Consider the following 16,615-nt stretch of genomic DNA (forward strand, 5'->3'; position numbering starts at 1 on the left):
CATTGGTACAGAAACACCGTTATCTAGCAGATCGCGAATGCTGTTTTGTTCTTGTTGGAGACTGGCCAGCTCCTGCTGTGCTGCGTTACGACGCTGCTGGCGCTGGTTGCGGGTGCCCAGTAAAGCCTGACGGATGTTGTTGAGATCAAATTCGAGATTTGCGATCGCATCCTGCAATTCACTAATCTGCTGCTCAATTTCCTGGAGTCGAATTGTAAAAGCAGAGCTGGTCTGCACCAGTATGTTAGAAATCCGGTCGTTCCAATCTCTACCAACATTGGAGACACTGCTGGCAATCAATCGAGAGCGGCCACCCCGATTAACATGCTCATAAACAATTACCTGAAGCGGTGATGGTTCTCCCGGTAGGGCAGACGGTAGGCTAATGGCGGTAATTTCGTCATGCAACCCCCTGGAATTTAGGTCATTGTAGCCAACGTCACCCAGGCCAAAGCTGGCCCGTCTGCCCCGAAACCCGCTGTGTTGATATACGGTGATGCGGGCGGAGTTGCGATTGTTGATCAGAACTGATTGGGTTTGCTGTAAGTCGCTGAGGGTGTTGCGATCGCTAATCAGCTGCTCAAACGCCTCTAGCAGTGTCAGGTTGCCGTGGGGGCTGTGTAAATCAGCGATCAAATCCTGTAGTCGCGCCTGGTCCAGGTTCTCATTCCCTGCTGGAATCGGGAAAGTACTTCGATTCTGGGGGCTAACTACGCGCTGAATGCTATTAGCCGCTTGATTGAGTTCATCAATGGAGTCTCCCAGATTGGTAATCTCCTCCTGCAGACCGATGATTCGCTGTTCGCGATCGCTAATTAGATCCAGCTGTTCATTAACAGATAGCTCGCCCTCTTCGGTGGCATTGATTACGGGCAAGCGCAGATTGTCGGGTATCTGGCTAAGCATCCCGCTGGCAGAGATACCAAAGTCCAGGGTGGCAATCTCATTACGAGTTGGGTCATCTCCCTGGGTAGCCACAGCCATCATTACTCGGGCACTCTGCTGGAGAGGTTTCTCTTCCTGGTCATAGCCAGTGGCCGCATTCTCCTGATAGTAGTAAAGCAGGGCTGATAGACCCGACTGCACCGTACGCCGAATAAAGTGTTCTTCTGGGCCATTATCGGTCGTAACAACCCGCCGTTCTTCTAGCTGGAAGCTGCTGCGATTAATGCTGGAGTTGTTGCCGATGGGGGCCGTAGAAATCACCCAGTCAGGACCGCTGATGCTGCCAGGCTGGGCATTGCCAGTTTGGTCATAGACCCGATCGCCTGAGCCCTCATCCAAGCGCCAATAGTGCAGCAAATCAGACTCTTGCCCTGTGAGCCGCTGGTGCATGTCTCGCTCAATTTCAATAATTGTGCGGGCTCGATTCCACAGACGCACCTCATCAATGAGACCGTGGAAGGCAGCCGTGGGAGAACCAATAAAGCTGAGGGGTGTGGCACTTGGATTAGCGCCGCTAAAGGTATCGGCAGTGGTGCGGAACCGCAGCTGCCCGTTGACATACACCCGATAGACCACACCATCAAAGGAGACGGCTAGATGATTCCAGCGTTGGGGAATCAAAATACCGCCGGTAACGACAGTGTGAAATGCTTGCCCGTCACCAAAACCCACACGGACGCGGGTATTGCCCTGAATCCATACGGAGGGCGGCGCGTTGACAGCATCGGGCTCACTGCCGCTGAGTAGAGCCTGACCCAGCTGATTATCAGGGGCCGAAACCGTTTCTTGGGGAAAGATCCAGGCTTCTTGGGTGAAGGTGGGGGTTTGGATAATGCTGGCGGGCAGGGAGATGCGATCGCTATTTTGGTCAAACCGCAGCGCCGACTCCGCAAAGCCTGAATCGGTGCCTGCCTGGGTACCACGGGTGTTAAACAACCCTTCTGCGGAGCGCTCCACATTATAAGCATCGATTTGCCCAGTGCGACCGTTATAGGCAAAAATCTGCCACCGCTCCACACGCACCACCTGGGTCGGCAACAACAATACCGAGAAGCGCCCTTCCTGCAGATGCCGAACAAAGGTCAGTTCCTGGGTGGGTTCTATAAAGGGCCGTTCTTCCATATCCACTGCCCCTAGAGTGTCTTTATTACTCTGGGGTCGGGTGCGGCTGCGGCTGCGGCGAAACCGTACCTCTCTCCGGGGCTGGAGTTGATTGCCAGCTAGCACAAATCGATCTAACAACAGAGTGTTATCAACAATGGGAACTGGTTCGCCCTCTAAATCCGTGACCAGATTCCCCTCTTGATCCAGACGATTAACACTATCAGGATGCTTGGCGGCCACGGCCTGTCTAAATACGTAAACATGACGCCCATCTGAAAGCACCTGAAATGGAGCCTCTGCCGTTAAACGAGCCGTTGATGATAAAAATGTATCGACTTCCTCAGGGGGCACTCGCACCTCAGGGGGCACTGGCGTCCGATTCCCCTGTTGAACCGTGGGTAGCGCATACTGATCCGCGATCCCAAACCCAACTTTAGAAATTTCAGTGGGGAATCTCAGCTCCACTGGGTTTTCTGACCAGAACTCCACATCTAAGGTGCTATCAATCTCGGAATTCTCTAAATCTAGGACTGAGTAATAGATACGACGCTCCGCATCCATTGCAAAAGCAATCACGGTACCCTCGTGCCGCAACATCGTAGTGTGAAGGTAGGTGCGGTTGGCGTTATAGGTTCTGATAAAGGTATCTAACATAGTGAGAAAAGAGAGAATAGAATTTATGAATTCGGAATAAGCTTAGACATTGAGCCAGCTCAGTCAAGCCACCAGCAGTAACCGACCCGAACGTGATTCTTTAGCAGCATTGAAGCGTTGGTTATGGGAGTCTATGCAGGCTACAGAGCGCCAGATGAAGATTCCCTAAAACAAGCTTTGGGCCTTAGCTAAGAAAATCCTGAGAAGAGAATGAGAGTTTTCTAAAACCCTGCCCTAGTAAAAGTTTTAAGCGCAAACGAATAACGTCCAACAGTCTCTTGCAACGCTGAGTTCAAATAACATGGTAAAAAATGTAAAGAAATATCTAAAGATACCTAACCGTGTCTAATGGCCGGTCCTAACATCATCGGGTGAACAAAAACTATGGCTCTCCGCATTGCACTCCTCACCTACTCCACCAAGCCCCGTGGCAGCGTCATTCACACCTTAGAGCTGGCTCAGGCATTGGCTGAACTCGGTCACCATCCCTGCGTTTTTGCCCTGGACAAAGATGGACAAGGGTTTCACCGGCCAACCGCATTCCCAACCTGCTCTGTACCGGCTGCCCCCTGTGATGCTGGTATCGATCAGCTGATCCAACAACGCATTGGTGAGTTCGTAACGTTTTTCCAAAGCCATCCCCAGCAATATGACATCTACCATGCCCAAGACTGTCTCAGCGCCAATGCCCTAGCCATCCTTCAACAACAGGCTCGTATTCCCCATTTTGTACGCACCGTTCACCACATCGAAGACTTCCAAAGTCCCTACTTACAAAATTGTCAGGAGAAATCCATCCATCAGCCCGCCCGCTGTCTGTGCGTCAGCGATGTGTGGCAGCAGGTGCTTGCAGAAGACTACAATATCCAGGCCCATCGAGTGATTAACGGTGTGAGTAGGCGGTTCTCGGCGAATCCTGATGGGTCTGAAACGGCCTTAGCCAATAGCTATGGCATCCGCAGTGGCCCCGTATACCTGACGGTGGGGGGCATTGAACCTCGCAAAAACTCAATCAATTTACTTAAAGCATTCCATCAGGTGAGGCAGGTGCAACCCCAGGCACAGCTGGTTATTGCTGGGGGGGCAACGCTGTTTGACTATCAGGCCTACCGACAGGCGTTTATGGCTCTGGTGGAGGCCTATGACCTGGCCGATGGCCTGGTGCTGCCCGGAGTAGTGCCTGACAAGGACTTACCAACGCTCTATCGTTTAGCCAATGTTTTTGTATTTCCCTCTGTGCAGGAAGGCTGGGGCCTAGTGGTGCTAGAGGCGATCGCATCTGGATTGCCGGTACTCACCTCTAATCAAGCGCCGTTTACTGAGTTTTTGTCACCCCAGGAGGCCAGGCTAGTAGCGCCCGAAGAGGTGGGTGCGATCGCAACAGCCATGCTTAATCTTCTTAACCCTACTATTGCCCAACCACTCATCCACCACAGCCAGCCTATTATCAGCCATTACAGCTGGCAACAGTCCGCTAAAATGCATCTGGAACTTTACAACGAGTTGGTCTCAGGGCTTAACAATATACGCTGAGTATGGGTCTCAGCAACAATCTTCCCGCGTTTAATCACACGACGTTCTATGGGGGCAGTGCCAATGACCTCAGAAGCGGAATTTGCACCGATTAATATCAGGTCTGCCATATTCCCAGGAGCAATACCGTGGTTGCTAACACCAATGGCCTTAGCCGCAGAGGTCGTCGCCATCTCTAAACATTGGATATGACTCTCAGCCGTGCCCAGTTGCAACGTTTGGGCAAGCAGGGTGCAAATCTTTAACACATCCCCATCCCCAAAGGGAGTAAACAGATTTTGGATATTGTTAGTGGCGATCCCGACGGTCACCCCATCATTCATCAGCTGATCAATAGGGGCCACGCCACGCCGCACATTATGACTATCTTTTCGCCCCATCATATAAAGATCAGTGGCAGGCAGGGCCAAAACCGAGATACCCGCATCTCGTAACATCGCAGCCATTTCTCGCAAAATCTCGGGTGTGAGTCCGGCTAGCTTTGTCATATGCCCTAAACACACCCGACCTTGCCAACCACGCCTTAGGGTTTCTTCAACAACTGTAGGCAACAACAACGGCGAGTCATCATCCAAAAAGTCCAGGTGAAAATCAACATCACAGTCAAACTCCTGGGCCAGATCAAAAATGATGCGAATATTTTGCTCTGGATCTGGATCAACATAAGGGGCCGAACCAATCACGTCCCCCCCCATGGTCATGGCCTGTCGCAATAAATCCACTGTGCCCGGCTGATGGGTAATGCCCTCCTGGGCAAATACAGCCAGCTGCAGCGTCAATCCCCAGGCATACTCATGCTTCAACGGGAGTAATGCTTCCATCGCCGTTAGCTGTAGTATTGGATCAACCTCTACATGACTGCGCATGAGGGTTGTGCCAAAGTTAATCTCGCGTTTGATCACATCGCGAGCCCGCGATTGGATATCCTCAATGGTGAAACGCTGTTTAAGATTCCCCGTTTCTGCCAACGCTTCTTGAAATGTGCCAGTTTGGGCAGGGCGTTGAGTCAGCAACAGAGCCTTATCCAAATGTAAATGGCCATCCACCAAACCTGGGATTACTAACCTACCCTTAGCCTTTAAGGTGAGCTGGGCAGAGGCCTCGATCTGAGGTGCAACCTCAGTTATGACACACCCTTGCATGGCGATTGACCAGCGCCCCTCTCGTCCCGGCAATGTGGCATCGACGATTTTTAGCGTTATGACCATCTGCTATCCCCTGCCTGAGCACAACTCAAATGTCTGTTACAGATGATAGAAAACAGTTTCCGTTATCGTGGTTATATGAATATATATGCCAATTTAGGCAGTTCTATACTCTACTCCCCCATCTGTTATAAGCATCATGCCTGAGATCCGATTTCATATCCAGTGGCCAGACGGTCAGCAGGAAAGCTGTTATTCTCCTTCACTGGTAGTACAAGAATACTTTCAAGTAGGTGAATCTTATACCATCACTGAATTTCTACAGCGCTCTCGAGACTCTCTTCAGACTGCTAGCGATCGAGTTAAGGCTAAATATGGTTTCCCCTGTGGCCTAGCCATGGGACAGTTACAAAAAATTGAAGACACTGCTCAGCGGTACTTAGAACAGCCTGACAGTAAAGTCACCGTTCTCAAGTTTCAATAATGATTTATTCAACCATGGTTTAACTTGGACAATTGCGTGCAGGAAGAATTGGACTTAAGCGTCGAAACTCTGATACATACTGCTCCAGTACCACAAACTGGGGTAAGTTTAATCGATAGTAAATCCAACGTCCTTCCTGCCGACCCTGGATTAGTCCGGCTTCGCGCAGCGTTTTGAGGTGAAACGAGAGCTTAGAGGCGCTAATACCTAAATGATTCGCGATATCGCAGGCACATAGTTCGCGTTCGCGCAATAACTCAATTACTTGTAAACGGTAGGGTTCTGAAAATGCTTGAAAAAGTGGCAGAACGTCATTAGAAATAGTCGCGGCAGTCGTCTTCATGATCCTTTGTATATCTATTTGAAATCATAGCGCTTAAGAGAGAAAGCAAGAACTTAAAACTATTGAATTTTGCCATCAAATTGATAAGCATGAGAGACTTCTCATTAGCTGATATCTCACAGTATTTTATTCTCTAATAATTCTCATTATTTTTTCACTCATTACCACACCAACAAAAAAGCTGGCTCTCAATGAGCCAGCTTAACACTGCGCGGGAACGCGTATAGGAAGCAGCAGTAGTAGTAGTCTTGCTACTGAAGTACTAGCTTCACGTTCGCATTCTGCAACCCAGGGCGCTTAACCTCAGCTAAAGTGCGGTTAACGGCATACTTCTGGTTAATGGAGTTGATTAGCTCAGTTTGATTATGCTTCTTAGCAACACCCCAAAGGTCAGCAATTAGATCAAAGGAGCCGTCAGTATTGCGGGACCAGCCTAGATCATACTCACCTTCTAGAACAGCTACGATGTCAGCACGTACGCGCTGACCGTTGTAGCCACGAACATCCGCATCAGTCTTAACAGAGATGCCGAGGTCCTTCAGAGAAGACGTGAGAATTTCAGCTTCAGTGATCTTAGTGCGTAGAGTACTAAAATGAGACATTGGTGTTTCCTCCAGTAGGAAAATGAGAGATACAGAACTAAAAACGCAAAGCCAATAGATTAACAAATTAAAGATGGTTATTTGCTAAGCCATTGCTTCAAAAACTGCTAACCCTTAAGGTTAGCCCTTTGCCAGGGGGAACCCCTAACAAAAGCCTGTTAAAACTCCATCCGCTGATATTCAGCGACGGATGAAGCTGCGGGGCGAGCACGTTGTCGTGCCCAGTCGCGAAGCGCCGTTACCTGTTCATTCATGGTCTTAGATAACGGTAAGGTCGCCCGAATAGCGGCAATAATATCGAGTTGATTAAACTCACGACCTTGGGCAAACGCTTCATACATTGCAGAGATTAAACCCTGTTCAATCTCCGCCCCCGAAAAACCTTCACATACCTTAGTAAGCTGATCGAAATCAAATCGTTCGATATCGCGGCGGCGCTTACTGAGGTGAATTCTAAATATTTCCTTACGTTCTTCTTCATTGGGTAGATCTACAAAGAAGATTTCGTCAAAACGACCTTTACGCAAGAACTCACTGGGTAACCGTTCTACCCGGTTAGCCGTTGCCATGACAAACACTGGCGAATTCTTTTCTTGCATCCAGGTCAGAAAGCTACCAAAAATACGGCTAGAGGTACCACCGTCAGAATCAGCAGAACCGGCACCACCGGCAAAGGCTTTATCGATCTCATCAATAAAGAGAATTGCTGGCGAAATTGATTCAGCTGTACGTAACGCACTGCGCAAGTTGGCTTCAGAACGACCCACCATGGAACCGTCATACACTCGGCCAATATCTAACCGCAACAGGGGCAGGCCCCACAGGCGAGCCGTTGTCTTGGCAATTAGAGACTTACCACAACCGGGAACACCCAGAATCAACATTCCTTTTGGCTGGGGCAAACCATACTCACGCGCCCGCTCAGTAAATGCATTGGAACGTTGCCTCAACCAACGCTTCAGCTCTTCTAAACCACCGACCGAATCAAGGGTCTCATCCTCTTCTATATATTCCAGGATACCGTTGCGACGAATCAGCTGCTTTTTCTCAGACAGAACAATGTCTACCTCTGATTCAGTCAGCTTTCCTGAAACGACTCGGGATTTACGAAATACTTTCTCCGCTTCATCTTCCGTCAGGCCTAGGGCTGCTTTCAACAGCTTTTCCCGTACGTCAGTTGTAATGTTGGCACTGTGGGCCTTAGTCAATTCCGCAGTCAGTACCTGATTTAATTCGCCCATGGTGGGCATAGAAAAGTCCAGGACTACCACTTCTTTTTCTAGCTCTACCGGAATCTCCTGCACTGGAGACATCAGCATAATTGTCTTATTGGTGCCTTTGAAACTTGCGATCGCATCCCTCAAACATCGCGTCACCGCTGGCGAGTCCATAAATGGGTGCAGATCCTTAAATATATAAATACCCGGATCTTTCTGACGGATCACCCAATCAATGGCAGCCTCAGGAGAAACGGTGTTGCCATTTTGAGACCCCCGAGTTTGACCGTATTCAACAATACCGTGGGTCACTGTCCACGTATACATACGCCTCTGGGGCTGCTGCTTAGTAATCGCCGCAATTGTCCGCTCCGCTCTTTCTTCCTCGAACGTGAGCAAGTAAATCAGAGGATACTGAGCCTTAATTAGGACCTGGAGCTCTTCTTTCATAATTTTTATCCTCTCAACGCCGACCGATACCAACAGACTAACTAAACCCAATAGAAATACGGTTACAACTTAAAACCGCAACTCAAGGGCTACAGATTTCACTTAACAGGGCACCAACTCCCCTTCGTCAGAACGCACCGAGCTAGGCACAACGTCAGGCACCTCAGTCAAAGATTCTGCATGCAAGTCGGCGTGAGCATCAACCGCCATCAGGTCACCATCTCTCAGCACCACAGAAGTCGTACAAGCGGGGCATTCGTACACCAAGTGGGCAGAACCCTGAACCCCTTCGACAACATCGGAGTGATTCAGATAAAACCCAATTGCCCGCTCAGCCAAGGTAGACATGGGTTCTCCATCTACCGCAGCGCGAATCTTGAGCTGACGGTGCAGGTCATCGTGCATATAAAGAGTGACCTTCTGCTTACCTTGCATATCAACCTTAATAAATAGAAGTTAATTCGTGGGGCATCTTACCCATGGAGTAAACATACCGACCTTATTTGATGCCGTCAAGCCGTCAAGCCGTTTTGACGTCAAAACGTTCACATTGCTTTACAAAGCAATGGCAAAAATGAAGGGTAAATATAGGGAAATCCCTTAGATATCAAGGTATTTTGCTGGAAATGTAGGGAGCAGGGGGTAGGGAATGGGGAATGGGGAGTGGGAGAAATCCCTTAGATATCGACTCACTTCGGCAAAAGCACTGACTTTTAGAATTCAGACGTGAACCAGTATCAAATTCTAATTTTAGTCAACATCCCCCGTTGGCATTTACCCCACGGCGACTAAAATAAATAGCCGATGAATTCTATGCATCTATGGCTAGCGCACCGACCATCGCATCGTTTCCGTCTTTAGAGGCTGCTCTTAAACACTTCTTTGGCTATGACGACTTTCGCCATTACCAACGCGTCATCATTGAGCAAGTCCTAAAAAATCAGGATGTGTTGGTAATTATGCCCACAGGTGGAGGTAAGTCTCTGTGTTATCAGCTACCGGCCCTACTGCGTTTAGGGGTCACGATTGTGGTCTCTCCCCTGATTGCCTTGATGCAGGATCAGGTGCGTAGCCTGGCGGACAATGGCATTGCCGCTACCTTTCTCAACAGTAGTTTGACCTTCAACGAGGTGCGCGATCGCGAGCAGGCGCTACTCAGGGGCGACATCAAGCTGCTGTACCTTGCCCCTGAGCGCCTGATGAATCCCAGCTTTTGGCCACTGTTGGAACAAATACAGCAAACCGTTGGCCTCAGTGCTTTTGCCATTGATGAAGCCCACTGTGTTTCAGAATGGGGTCACGATTTTCGACCGGAGTATCGCCAGCTTTTTCAGCTGAAGCAGCAGTTCCCCCAAGTGCCTGTCATGGCATTAACAGCCACCGCCACTGAGCGCGTTCGGCAAGACATTATTCAACAGCTACGCCTCAACGACCCTCAGGTATTTGTCTCAGGGTTTAACCGACAAAATCTGTATTACGAGGTAACGCCAAAGACAAAACAGAGTTATGACCATTTATTGAAGCTGGTCAAACAGCAGTCGGGGGCCGGTATCATCTATTGCCTGAGCCGAAAACGGGTTAATGAAATTGCGTTTCGGCTTAAGCAAGATGGGATCTCTGCCCTGCCATATCACGCTGGTCTGAGTGCGAAGGAACGCCAGGGAAATCAAGAGCAGTTTATTCGAGATGATGTGCGCATTATTGTGGCCACCATTGCCTTTGGCATGGGCATTAACAAACCCGATGTGCGATTTGTCATTCACTACGACCTGCCACGTACCATCGAAAGCTACTACCAAGAATCGGGGCGAGCCGGGCGTGATGGCGATCCCGCCAACTGTAACGTTTTCTTTAGCTACGCCGATGTGGCTACCGTTGAGTATCTAATTAGTCAAAAGCCTGATGAGCAAGAACAGCGGATTGCTCGTCAGCAGTTGCGCCATGTGATTAACTATGCTGAGAGTGCGGTCTGCCGCCGTAAAATTCAGCTCAGCTACTTTGGTGAGAGTTTTCCTGGAGACTGCCAGAACTGTGACAACTGCCTGAATCCTGTACCGCTAGAAGATTGGACCATTGAAGCCCAGAAGTTTCTCTCCTGTGTCGCTCGCTGCCAAGAGAGATTTGGCATGAATCACATTATCGATGTGCTGCGCGGTTCTCGCAAAAAGAGATTGATGGAACTAGGGCACGATCGGCTTTCTACCTATGGCATCGGTCAAGACCATAGTGTGGATGACTGGCGACAGCTATGTCGGTCTCTTTTACACCAGGAACTAGTATCAGAAACAACCGATGGCTATTCTGTTCTTAAGCTGAACTCAGGTAGCTGGCAAGTATTAAAAAAAGAGATCCCGGTCAATATTCACGTCTTTAAACGAGCTGAATCTACCAAGGCCACTAAGGCCACCGACGAAGTCCAGCTGAATGCTGACGAAACTCTGTTGTTGGAGCAACTACGCGGTCTACGTAAACGGCTAGCTGATGAACAATCGGTGCCCCCCTACATTGTCTTTGCCGATGCCAGCCTCAGACAAATGGCCCAGCAGCGCCCCGTTACAACCGATGCATTCGCCACCATCTCCGGTGTGGGCAGACGTAAGCTTGAGCAATATGGTCAGGTGTTTACCCAGAAGATCCAGCAATTTTGCCAGTCCCATAATCTGACACCCAATAACAACATTACTGGCTCCCCTGCCACACCAGAGACACGCCGATCGTCTAGCGAATTAACATCCACCTATATCATCACCCATCAGCTCCACCAGCAGGGGCTATCTCCATCCGAAATTGCCCTGGATCGAGGGTTACGCTTGGGCACAATTATCGAACATCTAAATCAGCTAATTGAAATGGGCCAAGATGTTGATCTCAACGCCCTAGTATCACCAGAACGCCAGGTGCCAATCTTTGAAGCCATTGAAAAAGTAGGCTCCCATTCCTTAAGAACTATCCGTGATGAACTTGGCGAAACCTTTGACTATAATGAAATTCGTCTAGTTAGGGCTGCATGGGAAAGCCAGCATGGGACTTAAATAGAACCTGTTGCGATATTGGCTATGCAGTTTAGTAGGTATTGCTATGGTCGTTGCGGCTCCAGAACCCAAAGCTGAAATCCAGTCACCGATTGTGGGTGAAAAAAGGGTTATCCTCCAGGGGGTGGAATGGGATGCTTATTTGCAAATTTTGGCTGTATTACCCCAACAACGTGGATCGCGACTTATTTATGACAACGGCTTGCTCGAAATTACTATGCCACTGGAGGATCATGAATTTTCGGGTCGTTTAATTGAACGCTTTATTTTGACCCTGGTTGAACTCTATGGCATGCGCATTAAGACCATGGGCTCAACCACGATGAATTATCCACAGTTGAAAAAGGGGGCAGAACCAGATAATGCTTACTATATTCAGCATCAACCTCTGGTTAAAGGCCGCAATGTAGACTTTGCTGTGGATCCGCCACCGGACTTGGTGGTGGAAGTGGATATTACCCATACGGACATTCGTAAGAATGAGTTTTATGCCAGCCTGGGCGTGCCAGAATTCTGGCGATTTAATGGGCGGGTGTGGCGAATTTATCAGCTTCAAGAACAGGTCTACGTGGAAGTGCCCCAGAGCCCAACATTCCCCCAGGTGGAAAAAGAGCATTTGTACAATTTTCTCACGTTAGCAAAAGAAGATGAGATTGAGGCAGTGCAGATGCTGCGACAGTGGATCCAGTAAACTATAGCTAACGTTCTGGAAAGGGCCTATGTCCTTATTACATCCGCCAGTTGCTACAGATGTTTGGACTCCAATTCCTTGGGACGACTTCGTTCGATTAGTTGAACAGCCCGAATATCAAAATCACAAGGCCTACTATCACAATGGCCAAATGAGGATTGAAACGATGCCAACCGGGTCAGATCATGCCAGAGAGCATGCAATTTTGTTGCTACTCCTGGGACTAGTTGGCATGGTCATGGGTATTCCGCTGGATCCTCGTGATGCCTGCTCTGATCGCAAACCAGGCAGTGATGAGTTTCAGCCCGATATTTCCTATTACATCGGTGCTAATGTGAATTGTATTCCGAAGGGTACGCGCATTATTGATTTGGATGAACATCCTAAGCCAGATCTAGTAATTGAAATTTCTGACACCACACTGGCGGATGATAAAGGGGAAAAACGTCTTCAGTATGAAGCGCTACGCATACCTGAGTATTGGATTTGGGATGTTAAGAAGAGTCAGCTGATTGCGTTTAGTATCTCTCCAGACGGTAGCAGCAAACGTATTGATACATCAAAAGTATTGCCCGATTTGCACTTGCGTTTAATCGAGGAAGCGTTGCGCCTTGTTGATGGGGCAGATCAATCTGCCATCGGCACATGGTTTATGGAACAGATTTCTTAAGGATCGCTTAATTTTCCAGGCAAATGCGCGAGGCAATGTCGGGTGTGTTGCTAATGGCGACATTGTCTCCAGATAATTAAATGACGAAGGTCCCTGATTGTAAGCAAAGGGCAAAATTCATATAAAATCTCCACGATCCTAAGGCATGATTGATAGGCTTCACCTATTATTTGGCGCGTTAAGACGCCTGTGCCGCTATGTTGTTCAACTGTTTTGCTACCGTAGCCCGTGGTCTAGAAGAGCTGGCTGCCCAAGAACTTGAGCTACTGGGCGCTGAAGGGGTAGAGCCTGGATTTTGTGGGGTAGCTTTTCGGTGCGATCGCAAACGTCTCTACAGCATTAATCTATGGACCCGATTATCCTTTCGGATTTTGGTCACCGTTGCCCATGTGCCCTGCCGCGACAGTGATGCCCTTTATCGCGGCATCCAACGTATCGACTGGGAGCAGTACCTATCACCTGCCCAAACCTTGGCCGTAAAAGCCACCGGTAAAAACGATCGTCTGAACCATAGCCACTTCACGGCACTACAGGTAAAAAACGCCATCGTCGATCAGCAGCAGGACCGCCATGGAGAGCGTTCTGATGTGGATACTGAAATTCCTGACGTGCAGATCAATGTTCACATCAAAGATAATAAAGCCACCGTTAGTTTAGATAGTTCTGGCAGTAGTCTCCATCGCCGTGGCTACCGACCTGCCATGGGTACAGCACCTCTAAAAGAGTCTCTTGCAGCTACTCTCGTGCAGTTAACAGAATGGTCTGGTAATGTAGCATTTCTTGACCCCATGTGTGGTTCGGGGACATTGCCCATTGAGGCGACGTTACAGGCCATGGGGATTGCGCCGGGGTTGTTTCGTGATCAGACAAGCCAGGGGTTTGGGTTTCAAACCTGGCCTGATTATGATCAGCCGCTCTGGCAGAGGGTGGTGGAGGATGCAAAGAAACGGCGGAAGACAGAACTGGGGGTACCCGTAGTGGGATGCGATCGCGACCTGGATATTCTCACCGATGCTCGCACCAATGCTGATTTCAGCGGTGTGGCTGAGCATATTGAATTTAACTACACTGACTTTGCCGATATTGAAGCGCCTGCCGACAGCGGTATCCTGATCTGCAATCCCCCCTATGGAGAACGTCTGGGCCAAGCTGAAAATCTGGCCCCATTTTATAAACTCATGGGGGATATTCTCAAACAGCGTTTTAAGGGTTGGACCGCCTATATTCTCAGTGGCAATAAAGCACTAACCAAGTGTATTGGTCTCAGAACAGCCCGAAAAATCCCCATCTATAACGGTTCTATTCCCTGTCAGTTTTTGAAATACGAAATGTATTAAAAGACGCTGTACCAAACGGTGCATGTGAAAGCGGTCCGACCAGATCGTGATCATCTAGAAAATCAATTTCCCCGAGTGGAAGGCTACCGGGTAGAGCTGCCAGATACTCGACTAACCGCTACGTTCAGTCCGAACTCAGTGCTGGAGCTAATCCCTGACATTGTAGGCCCTTCAGTCACTCGTAATGAAGGCATTCGGTGAAGGAGCGGACTTGACTGTAAAGCACCTGGACGATATCAGAGAGTCTACGGTTTTATTCCATCTGACAAAGCATCTGATTTACCACCAGTACCGTGACCCTGGTGAGGAGCCCAAATTACATTTGTTGGGTCAGCTTAAGCGAATTACTCGGCAGTGGATGAAAGGTTACTTAAAGCTGACAGGCAACACCCGAACAGCCCAGCTGATGTATCAAGATATTGCGAATAAGGTTTGTGAGTTAATTAAACAAGCCATTAAGATGGGCATTTGCGGAGTTTACAGAAGTTTTTGAAATTGAGGCGGATTTTAGTCGTTTGATCGAGACTAAGTTTGGGCGTTTGATTAAGACGACGCTAAAGCAGGTGACCGATGTAGGAGGAATTAAGCTATGACCGTTGCAACTGTGGCTAAAACCTATACGGCTGAAGAATATCTGGCCCTAGAAGTCGACGCGGATACGCGCAGTGAATTTCGTGATGGGGAAATTGTTGAAATGACAGGGGGCACACCGGAGCATAACGAAATTACTGGCATGTTCATTTTTTTGCTCAAGGCTAGTTTGCGTAAACAGCCCTACAGTATCTTTGTGACCGATCAGCGACTGTGGATACCGGCGCTGAAACTCTACACCTATCCGGATGTGATGGTTGTCCCCAAGCCACTAGAACTACATCCTGGTCGCAAGGATACGGTGATGAACCCTATTTTGATTGCGGAGACGCTCTCAAAATCTACTCAAAATTATGATCGGGGTGACAAGTTTGAAGCCTATCGCACTATCGAAAGTTTTGAGGAATATGTGCTGATCGATCAGTATCGGCACCAGGTGGATCACTATGTCAAGCAGTCGGCAAACCAATGGTTATTGACTAAGTATCGAGGGTTAGAGGCTAGCTTTCGGTTGGAATCTGTTGGCGTGGAGATAGCCCTGGCGGAACTTTATGAGGCGGTGGAATTTGATGAACAATAATGCAGTCCGCCACCGACAGTCTCTAATCCTTCCCTTTTTAAGGGGAACTTTGAGTTAGCAAACACTCTCAACTAGGAGAAAAACAAGGCGAAAACAAACCTCCACAACAAAAACCTCTCCTTTATGGCGAAGTTCCCGATGATGACTTACTCGCCTATGGCGTCCCCACCGACTGGCTAGATGACGTTCGCCTCGCGATCAGTTACTCATTACAGGTGTTGATCCAACATCAGAATTCCTAGATGACCTAGATGCATAGTGTCCTTTATGAGCCAAAATATTAAGGATTTTCGTTATTTGCAAAGCTCATGAAATACAAAATTTATGAATGTATCGGGTTGGGAACGCCGCCAGCTGTTAGCTTGCTCCATTGCCCTTAAAAATCGATGTTTCCATTGACTGCCAAAGGTTTTAGCGTGATAGAGCCAGCCTGATTTTTTCATCACACATTTTTGATGCACAGGGAGCCAGCATCGATGTCTTGAAGGGTGGGGTTTGTTGAGCTTTGCCTTGATGGCTTCGTAGTTTGGATGTCTGCCGTGAATAATTTTGACCGACTGATTTAGGGTAAAGAAGAACGGTGTTCTCGCATTCCAAGCATGGGAAAGAACATAGATTTTGGAGGTTGATTTTAACCAGGCCTCCATGAAGGATGTTTGGTCGTTTTCTTTGCCCAGGGTCGATTGCTTTAACTTCGTCTGGTAAGTTTTTAGCCAATGGCCAAATAGGTGATCATTACGCTCATTTTTTGTATAAAGAATCACTCCGGTATTGTACAGATCCGAAGCTTTTAAGCGCTGTAGGGATTGGGGAGATTTGGCTCGATTTACATCTGTTGGATCTTGTGCGATCGCAACATCAAAAAAATCTAACAGATCAAATATATGGCTAATATTTTCACAAATATAGGTATCACTATCGATAAACAGAGTTTCAGTGTAGGGAGACGAATGGTAGAGATGCTGAACTTTGTACAACAATCCATGATTGTAGGTTTCAGTGGTGGTGGGCCGTACAATCACCTGATCAAAGGCATCACTCTCAATCGGCTGGTCTGTCACCAAGGCAATCTGAGCATTTTCATCGACATGCCTTAAACTTCGGGCGGAACCTATGGCTTCGCGAACAAATCGCTCACCCGCTGCTACGTACAAATACCCTTTCATCAATTCCAATTCCCTAGAGATGTTGTCAAACTAAAAATATCCACAAAGTAGTGGGCCTCGGCACATCACAG

14 protein-coding genes and 1 pseudogene are annotated in these 16,615 nt (G+C 48.5%); 8 read left to right on the plus strand and 7 right to left on the minus strand.

The window, feature by feature from the left end:
* A partial coding sequence (locus DXZ20_RS06575) for a LamG-like jellyroll fold domain-containing protein (protein WP_348918548.1) occupies positions 1-2,703 on the minus strand: 2,703 nt, incomplete at its 3' end.
* A 384-nt stretch (positions 2,704-3,087) separates the two neighbouring features.
* On the opposite strand from DXZ20_RS06575, the gene DXZ20_RS06580 reads away from it, so the two are divergent.
* Positions 3,088-4,236: an MSMEG_0565 family glycosyltransferase gene (locus DXZ20_RS06580; RefSeq protein ID WP_163697164.1), complete on the plus strand. Its 1,149-nt coding sequence runs from the start codon at positions 3,088-3,090 to the stop codon at positions 4,234-4,236.
* Here DXZ20_RS06580 and DXZ20_RS06585 read toward each other — a convergent pair.
* Positions 4,197-5,444, minus strand: a complete 1,248-nt coding sequence (locus DXZ20_RS06585) for an amidohydrolase family protein (RefSeq protein WP_163697166.1) — start codon at positions 5,442-5,444, stop codon at positions 4,197-4,199. The two genes, DXZ20_RS06580 and DXZ20_RS06585, sit on opposite strands and share 40 nt — an antisense overlap.
* Positions 5,445-5,580: 136 nt before the next feature.
* On the opposite strand from DXZ20_RS06585, the gene DXZ20_RS06590 reads away from it, so the two are divergent.
* Entirely contained in the window at positions 5,581-5,865 is a 285-nt protein-coding gene (locus DXZ20_RS06590) for an MSMEG_0570 family nitrogen starvation response protein (protein ID WP_163663135.1), read from the plus strand.
* A 19-nt stretch (positions 5,866-5,884) separates the two neighbouring features.
* On the opposite strand, the gene DXZ20_RS06595 is transcribed toward DXZ20_RS06590, so the two are convergent.
* The 4 genes from DXZ20_RS06595 to DXZ20_RS06610 form a co-directional block, all read right to left on the minus strand.
* Positions 5,885-6,208, minus strand: a complete 324-nt coding sequence (locus DXZ20_RS06595) for an ArsR/SmtB family transcription factor (RefSeq protein ID WP_006514521.1) — start codon at positions 6,206-6,208, stop codon at positions 5,885-5,887.
* Between the two features lie 251 nt (positions 6,209-6,459).
* Positions 6,460-6,810 carry a DUF1257 domain-containing protein gene (locus DXZ20_RS06600; RefSeq protein ID WP_163663137.1) on the minus strand — a complete coding sequence of 117 codons (351 nt, stop codon included), beginning with the start codon at positions 6,808-6,810 and terminating at the stop codon, positions 6,460-6,462.
* A 158-nt stretch (positions 6,811-6,968) separates the two neighbouring features.
* Positions 6,969-8,477, minus strand: coding sequence for a stress-responsive protein Ycf46 (gene ycf46, locus DXZ20_RS06605; RefSeq protein ID WP_163663140.1), 1,509 nt, complete (start codon positions 8,475-8,477; stop codon positions 6,969-6,971).
* A 102-nt stretch (positions 8,478-8,579) separates the two neighbouring features.
* Positions 8,580-8,912, minus strand: coding sequence for a slr0373 family blue light stress response protein (locus DXZ20_RS06610; protein ID WP_163663144.1), 333 nt, complete (start codon positions 8,910-8,912; stop codon positions 8,580-8,582).
* Between the two features lie 386 nt (positions 8,913-9,298).
* On the opposite strand from DXZ20_RS06610, the gene recQ reads away from it, so the two are divergent.
* From recQ to DXZ20_RS06640, 6 genes and pseudogenes are all read left to right on the plus strand, one after another.
* Positions 9,299-11,509, plus strand: coding sequence for a DNA helicase RecQ (recQ, locus tag DXZ20_RS06615; RefSeq protein ID WP_163697168.1), 2,211 nt, complete (start codon positions 9,299-9,301; stop codon positions 11,507-11,509).
* A 46-nt stretch (positions 11,510-11,555) separates the two neighbouring features.
* Positions 11,556-12,200, plus strand: a complete 645-nt coding sequence (locus tag DXZ20_RS06620; RefSeq protein WP_163697170.1) for a Uma2 family endonuclease — start codon at positions 11,556-11,558, stop codon at positions 12,198-12,200.
* Positions 12,201-12,228: 28 nt separating this feature from the next.
* Positions 12,229-12,870 (plus strand): Uma2 family endonuclease, encoded by a 642-nt coding sequence (locus DXZ20_RS06625; protein WP_163697172.1) that lies wholly within the window; start codon positions 12,229-12,231, stop codon positions 12,868-12,870.
* A 197-nt stretch (positions 12,871-13,067) separates the two neighbouring features.
* Entirely contained in the window at positions 13,068-14,207 is a 1,140-nt protein-coding gene (locus DXZ20_RS06630) for a THUMP domain-containing class I SAM-dependent RNA methyltransferase (RefSeq protein WP_250565652.1), read from the plus strand.
* Positions 14,208-14,219: 12 nt separating this feature from the next.
* Positions 14,220-14,682 (plus strand): annotated as a pseudogene (locus tag DXZ20_RS06635) (restriction endonuclease); the annotation flags it as partial.
* Between the two features lie 114 nt (positions 14,683-14,796).
* Positions 14,797-15,378, plus strand: a complete 582-nt coding sequence (locus tag DXZ20_RS06640; protein WP_163697174.1) for a Uma2 family endonuclease — start codon at positions 14,797-14,799, stop codon at positions 15,376-15,378.
* A gap of 293 nt (positions 15,379-15,671) precedes the next feature.
* Here DXZ20_RS06640 and DXZ20_RS06645 read toward each other — a convergent pair whose 3' ends face one another.
* The gene (locus DXZ20_RS06645; RefSeq protein ID WP_163663163.1) at positions 15,672-16,544 is read right to left on the minus strand and encodes a hypothetical protein; all 873 of its coding nucleotides are present in this window, start codon (positions 16,542-16,544) and stop codon (positions 15,672-15,674) included.
* Between the last annotated feature and the right edge of the window lie 71 nt (positions 16,545-16,615).

The organism is Adonisia turfae CCMR0081, from assembly GCF_011009555.1.
Taxonomy (GTDB): Bacteria; Cyanobacteriota; Cyanobacteriia; order Phormidesmidales; family Phormidesmidaceae; genus Leptothoe; species Leptothoe turfae.

Coding starts and splice junctions, on each gene's coding strand:
- DXZ20_RS06580 (WP_163697164.1), top strand. CDS start 3,088: ATGGCTCTCCGCATTGCACTCCTCACCTACTCCACCAAGCCCCGTGGC.
- DXZ20_RS06585 (WP_163697166.1), bottom strand. CDS start 5,444: ATGGTCATAACGCTAAAAATCGTCGATGCCACATTGCCGGGACGAGAG.
- DXZ20_RS06590 (WP_163663135.1), top strand. CDS start 5,581: ATGCCTGAGATCCGATTTCATATCCAGTGGCCAGACGGTCAGCAGGAA.
- DXZ20_RS06595 (WP_006514521.1), bottom strand. CDS start 6,208: ATGAAGACGACTGCCGCGACTATTTCTAATGACGTTCTGCCACTTTTT.
- DXZ20_RS06600 (WP_163663137.1), bottom strand. CDS start 6,810: ATGTCTCATTTTAGTACTCTACGCACTAAGATCACTGAAGCTGAAATT.
- ycf46 (WP_163663140.1), bottom strand. CDS start 8,477: ATGAAAGAAGAGCTCCAGGTCCTAATTAAGGCTCAGTATCCTCTGATT.
- DXZ20_RS06610 (WP_163663144.1), bottom strand. CDS start 8,912: ATGCAAGGTAAGCAGAAGGTCACTCTTTATATGCACGATGACCTGCAC.
- recQ (WP_163697168.1), top strand. CDS start 9,299: ATGGCTAGCGCACCGACCATCGCATCGTTTCCGTCTTTAGAGGCTGCT.
- DXZ20_RS06620 (WP_163697170.1), top strand. CDS start 11,556: ATGGTCGTTGCGGCTCCAGAACCCAAAGCTGAAATCCAGTCACCGATT.
- DXZ20_RS06625 (WP_163697172.1), top strand. CDS start 12,229: ATGTCCTTATTACATCCGCCAGTTGCTACAGATGTTTGGACTCCAATT.
- DXZ20_RS06630 (WP_250565652.1), top strand. CDS start 13,068: ATGTTGTTCAACTGTTTTGCTACCGTAGCCCGTGGTCTAGAAGAGCTG.
- DXZ20_RS06640 (WP_163697174.1), top strand. CDS start 14,797: ATGACCGTTGCAACTGTGGCTAAAACCTATACGGCTGAAGAATATCTG.
- DXZ20_RS06645 (WP_163663163.1), bottom strand. CDS start 16,544: ATGAAAGGGTATTTGTACGTAGCAGCGGGTGAGCGATTTGTTCGCGAA.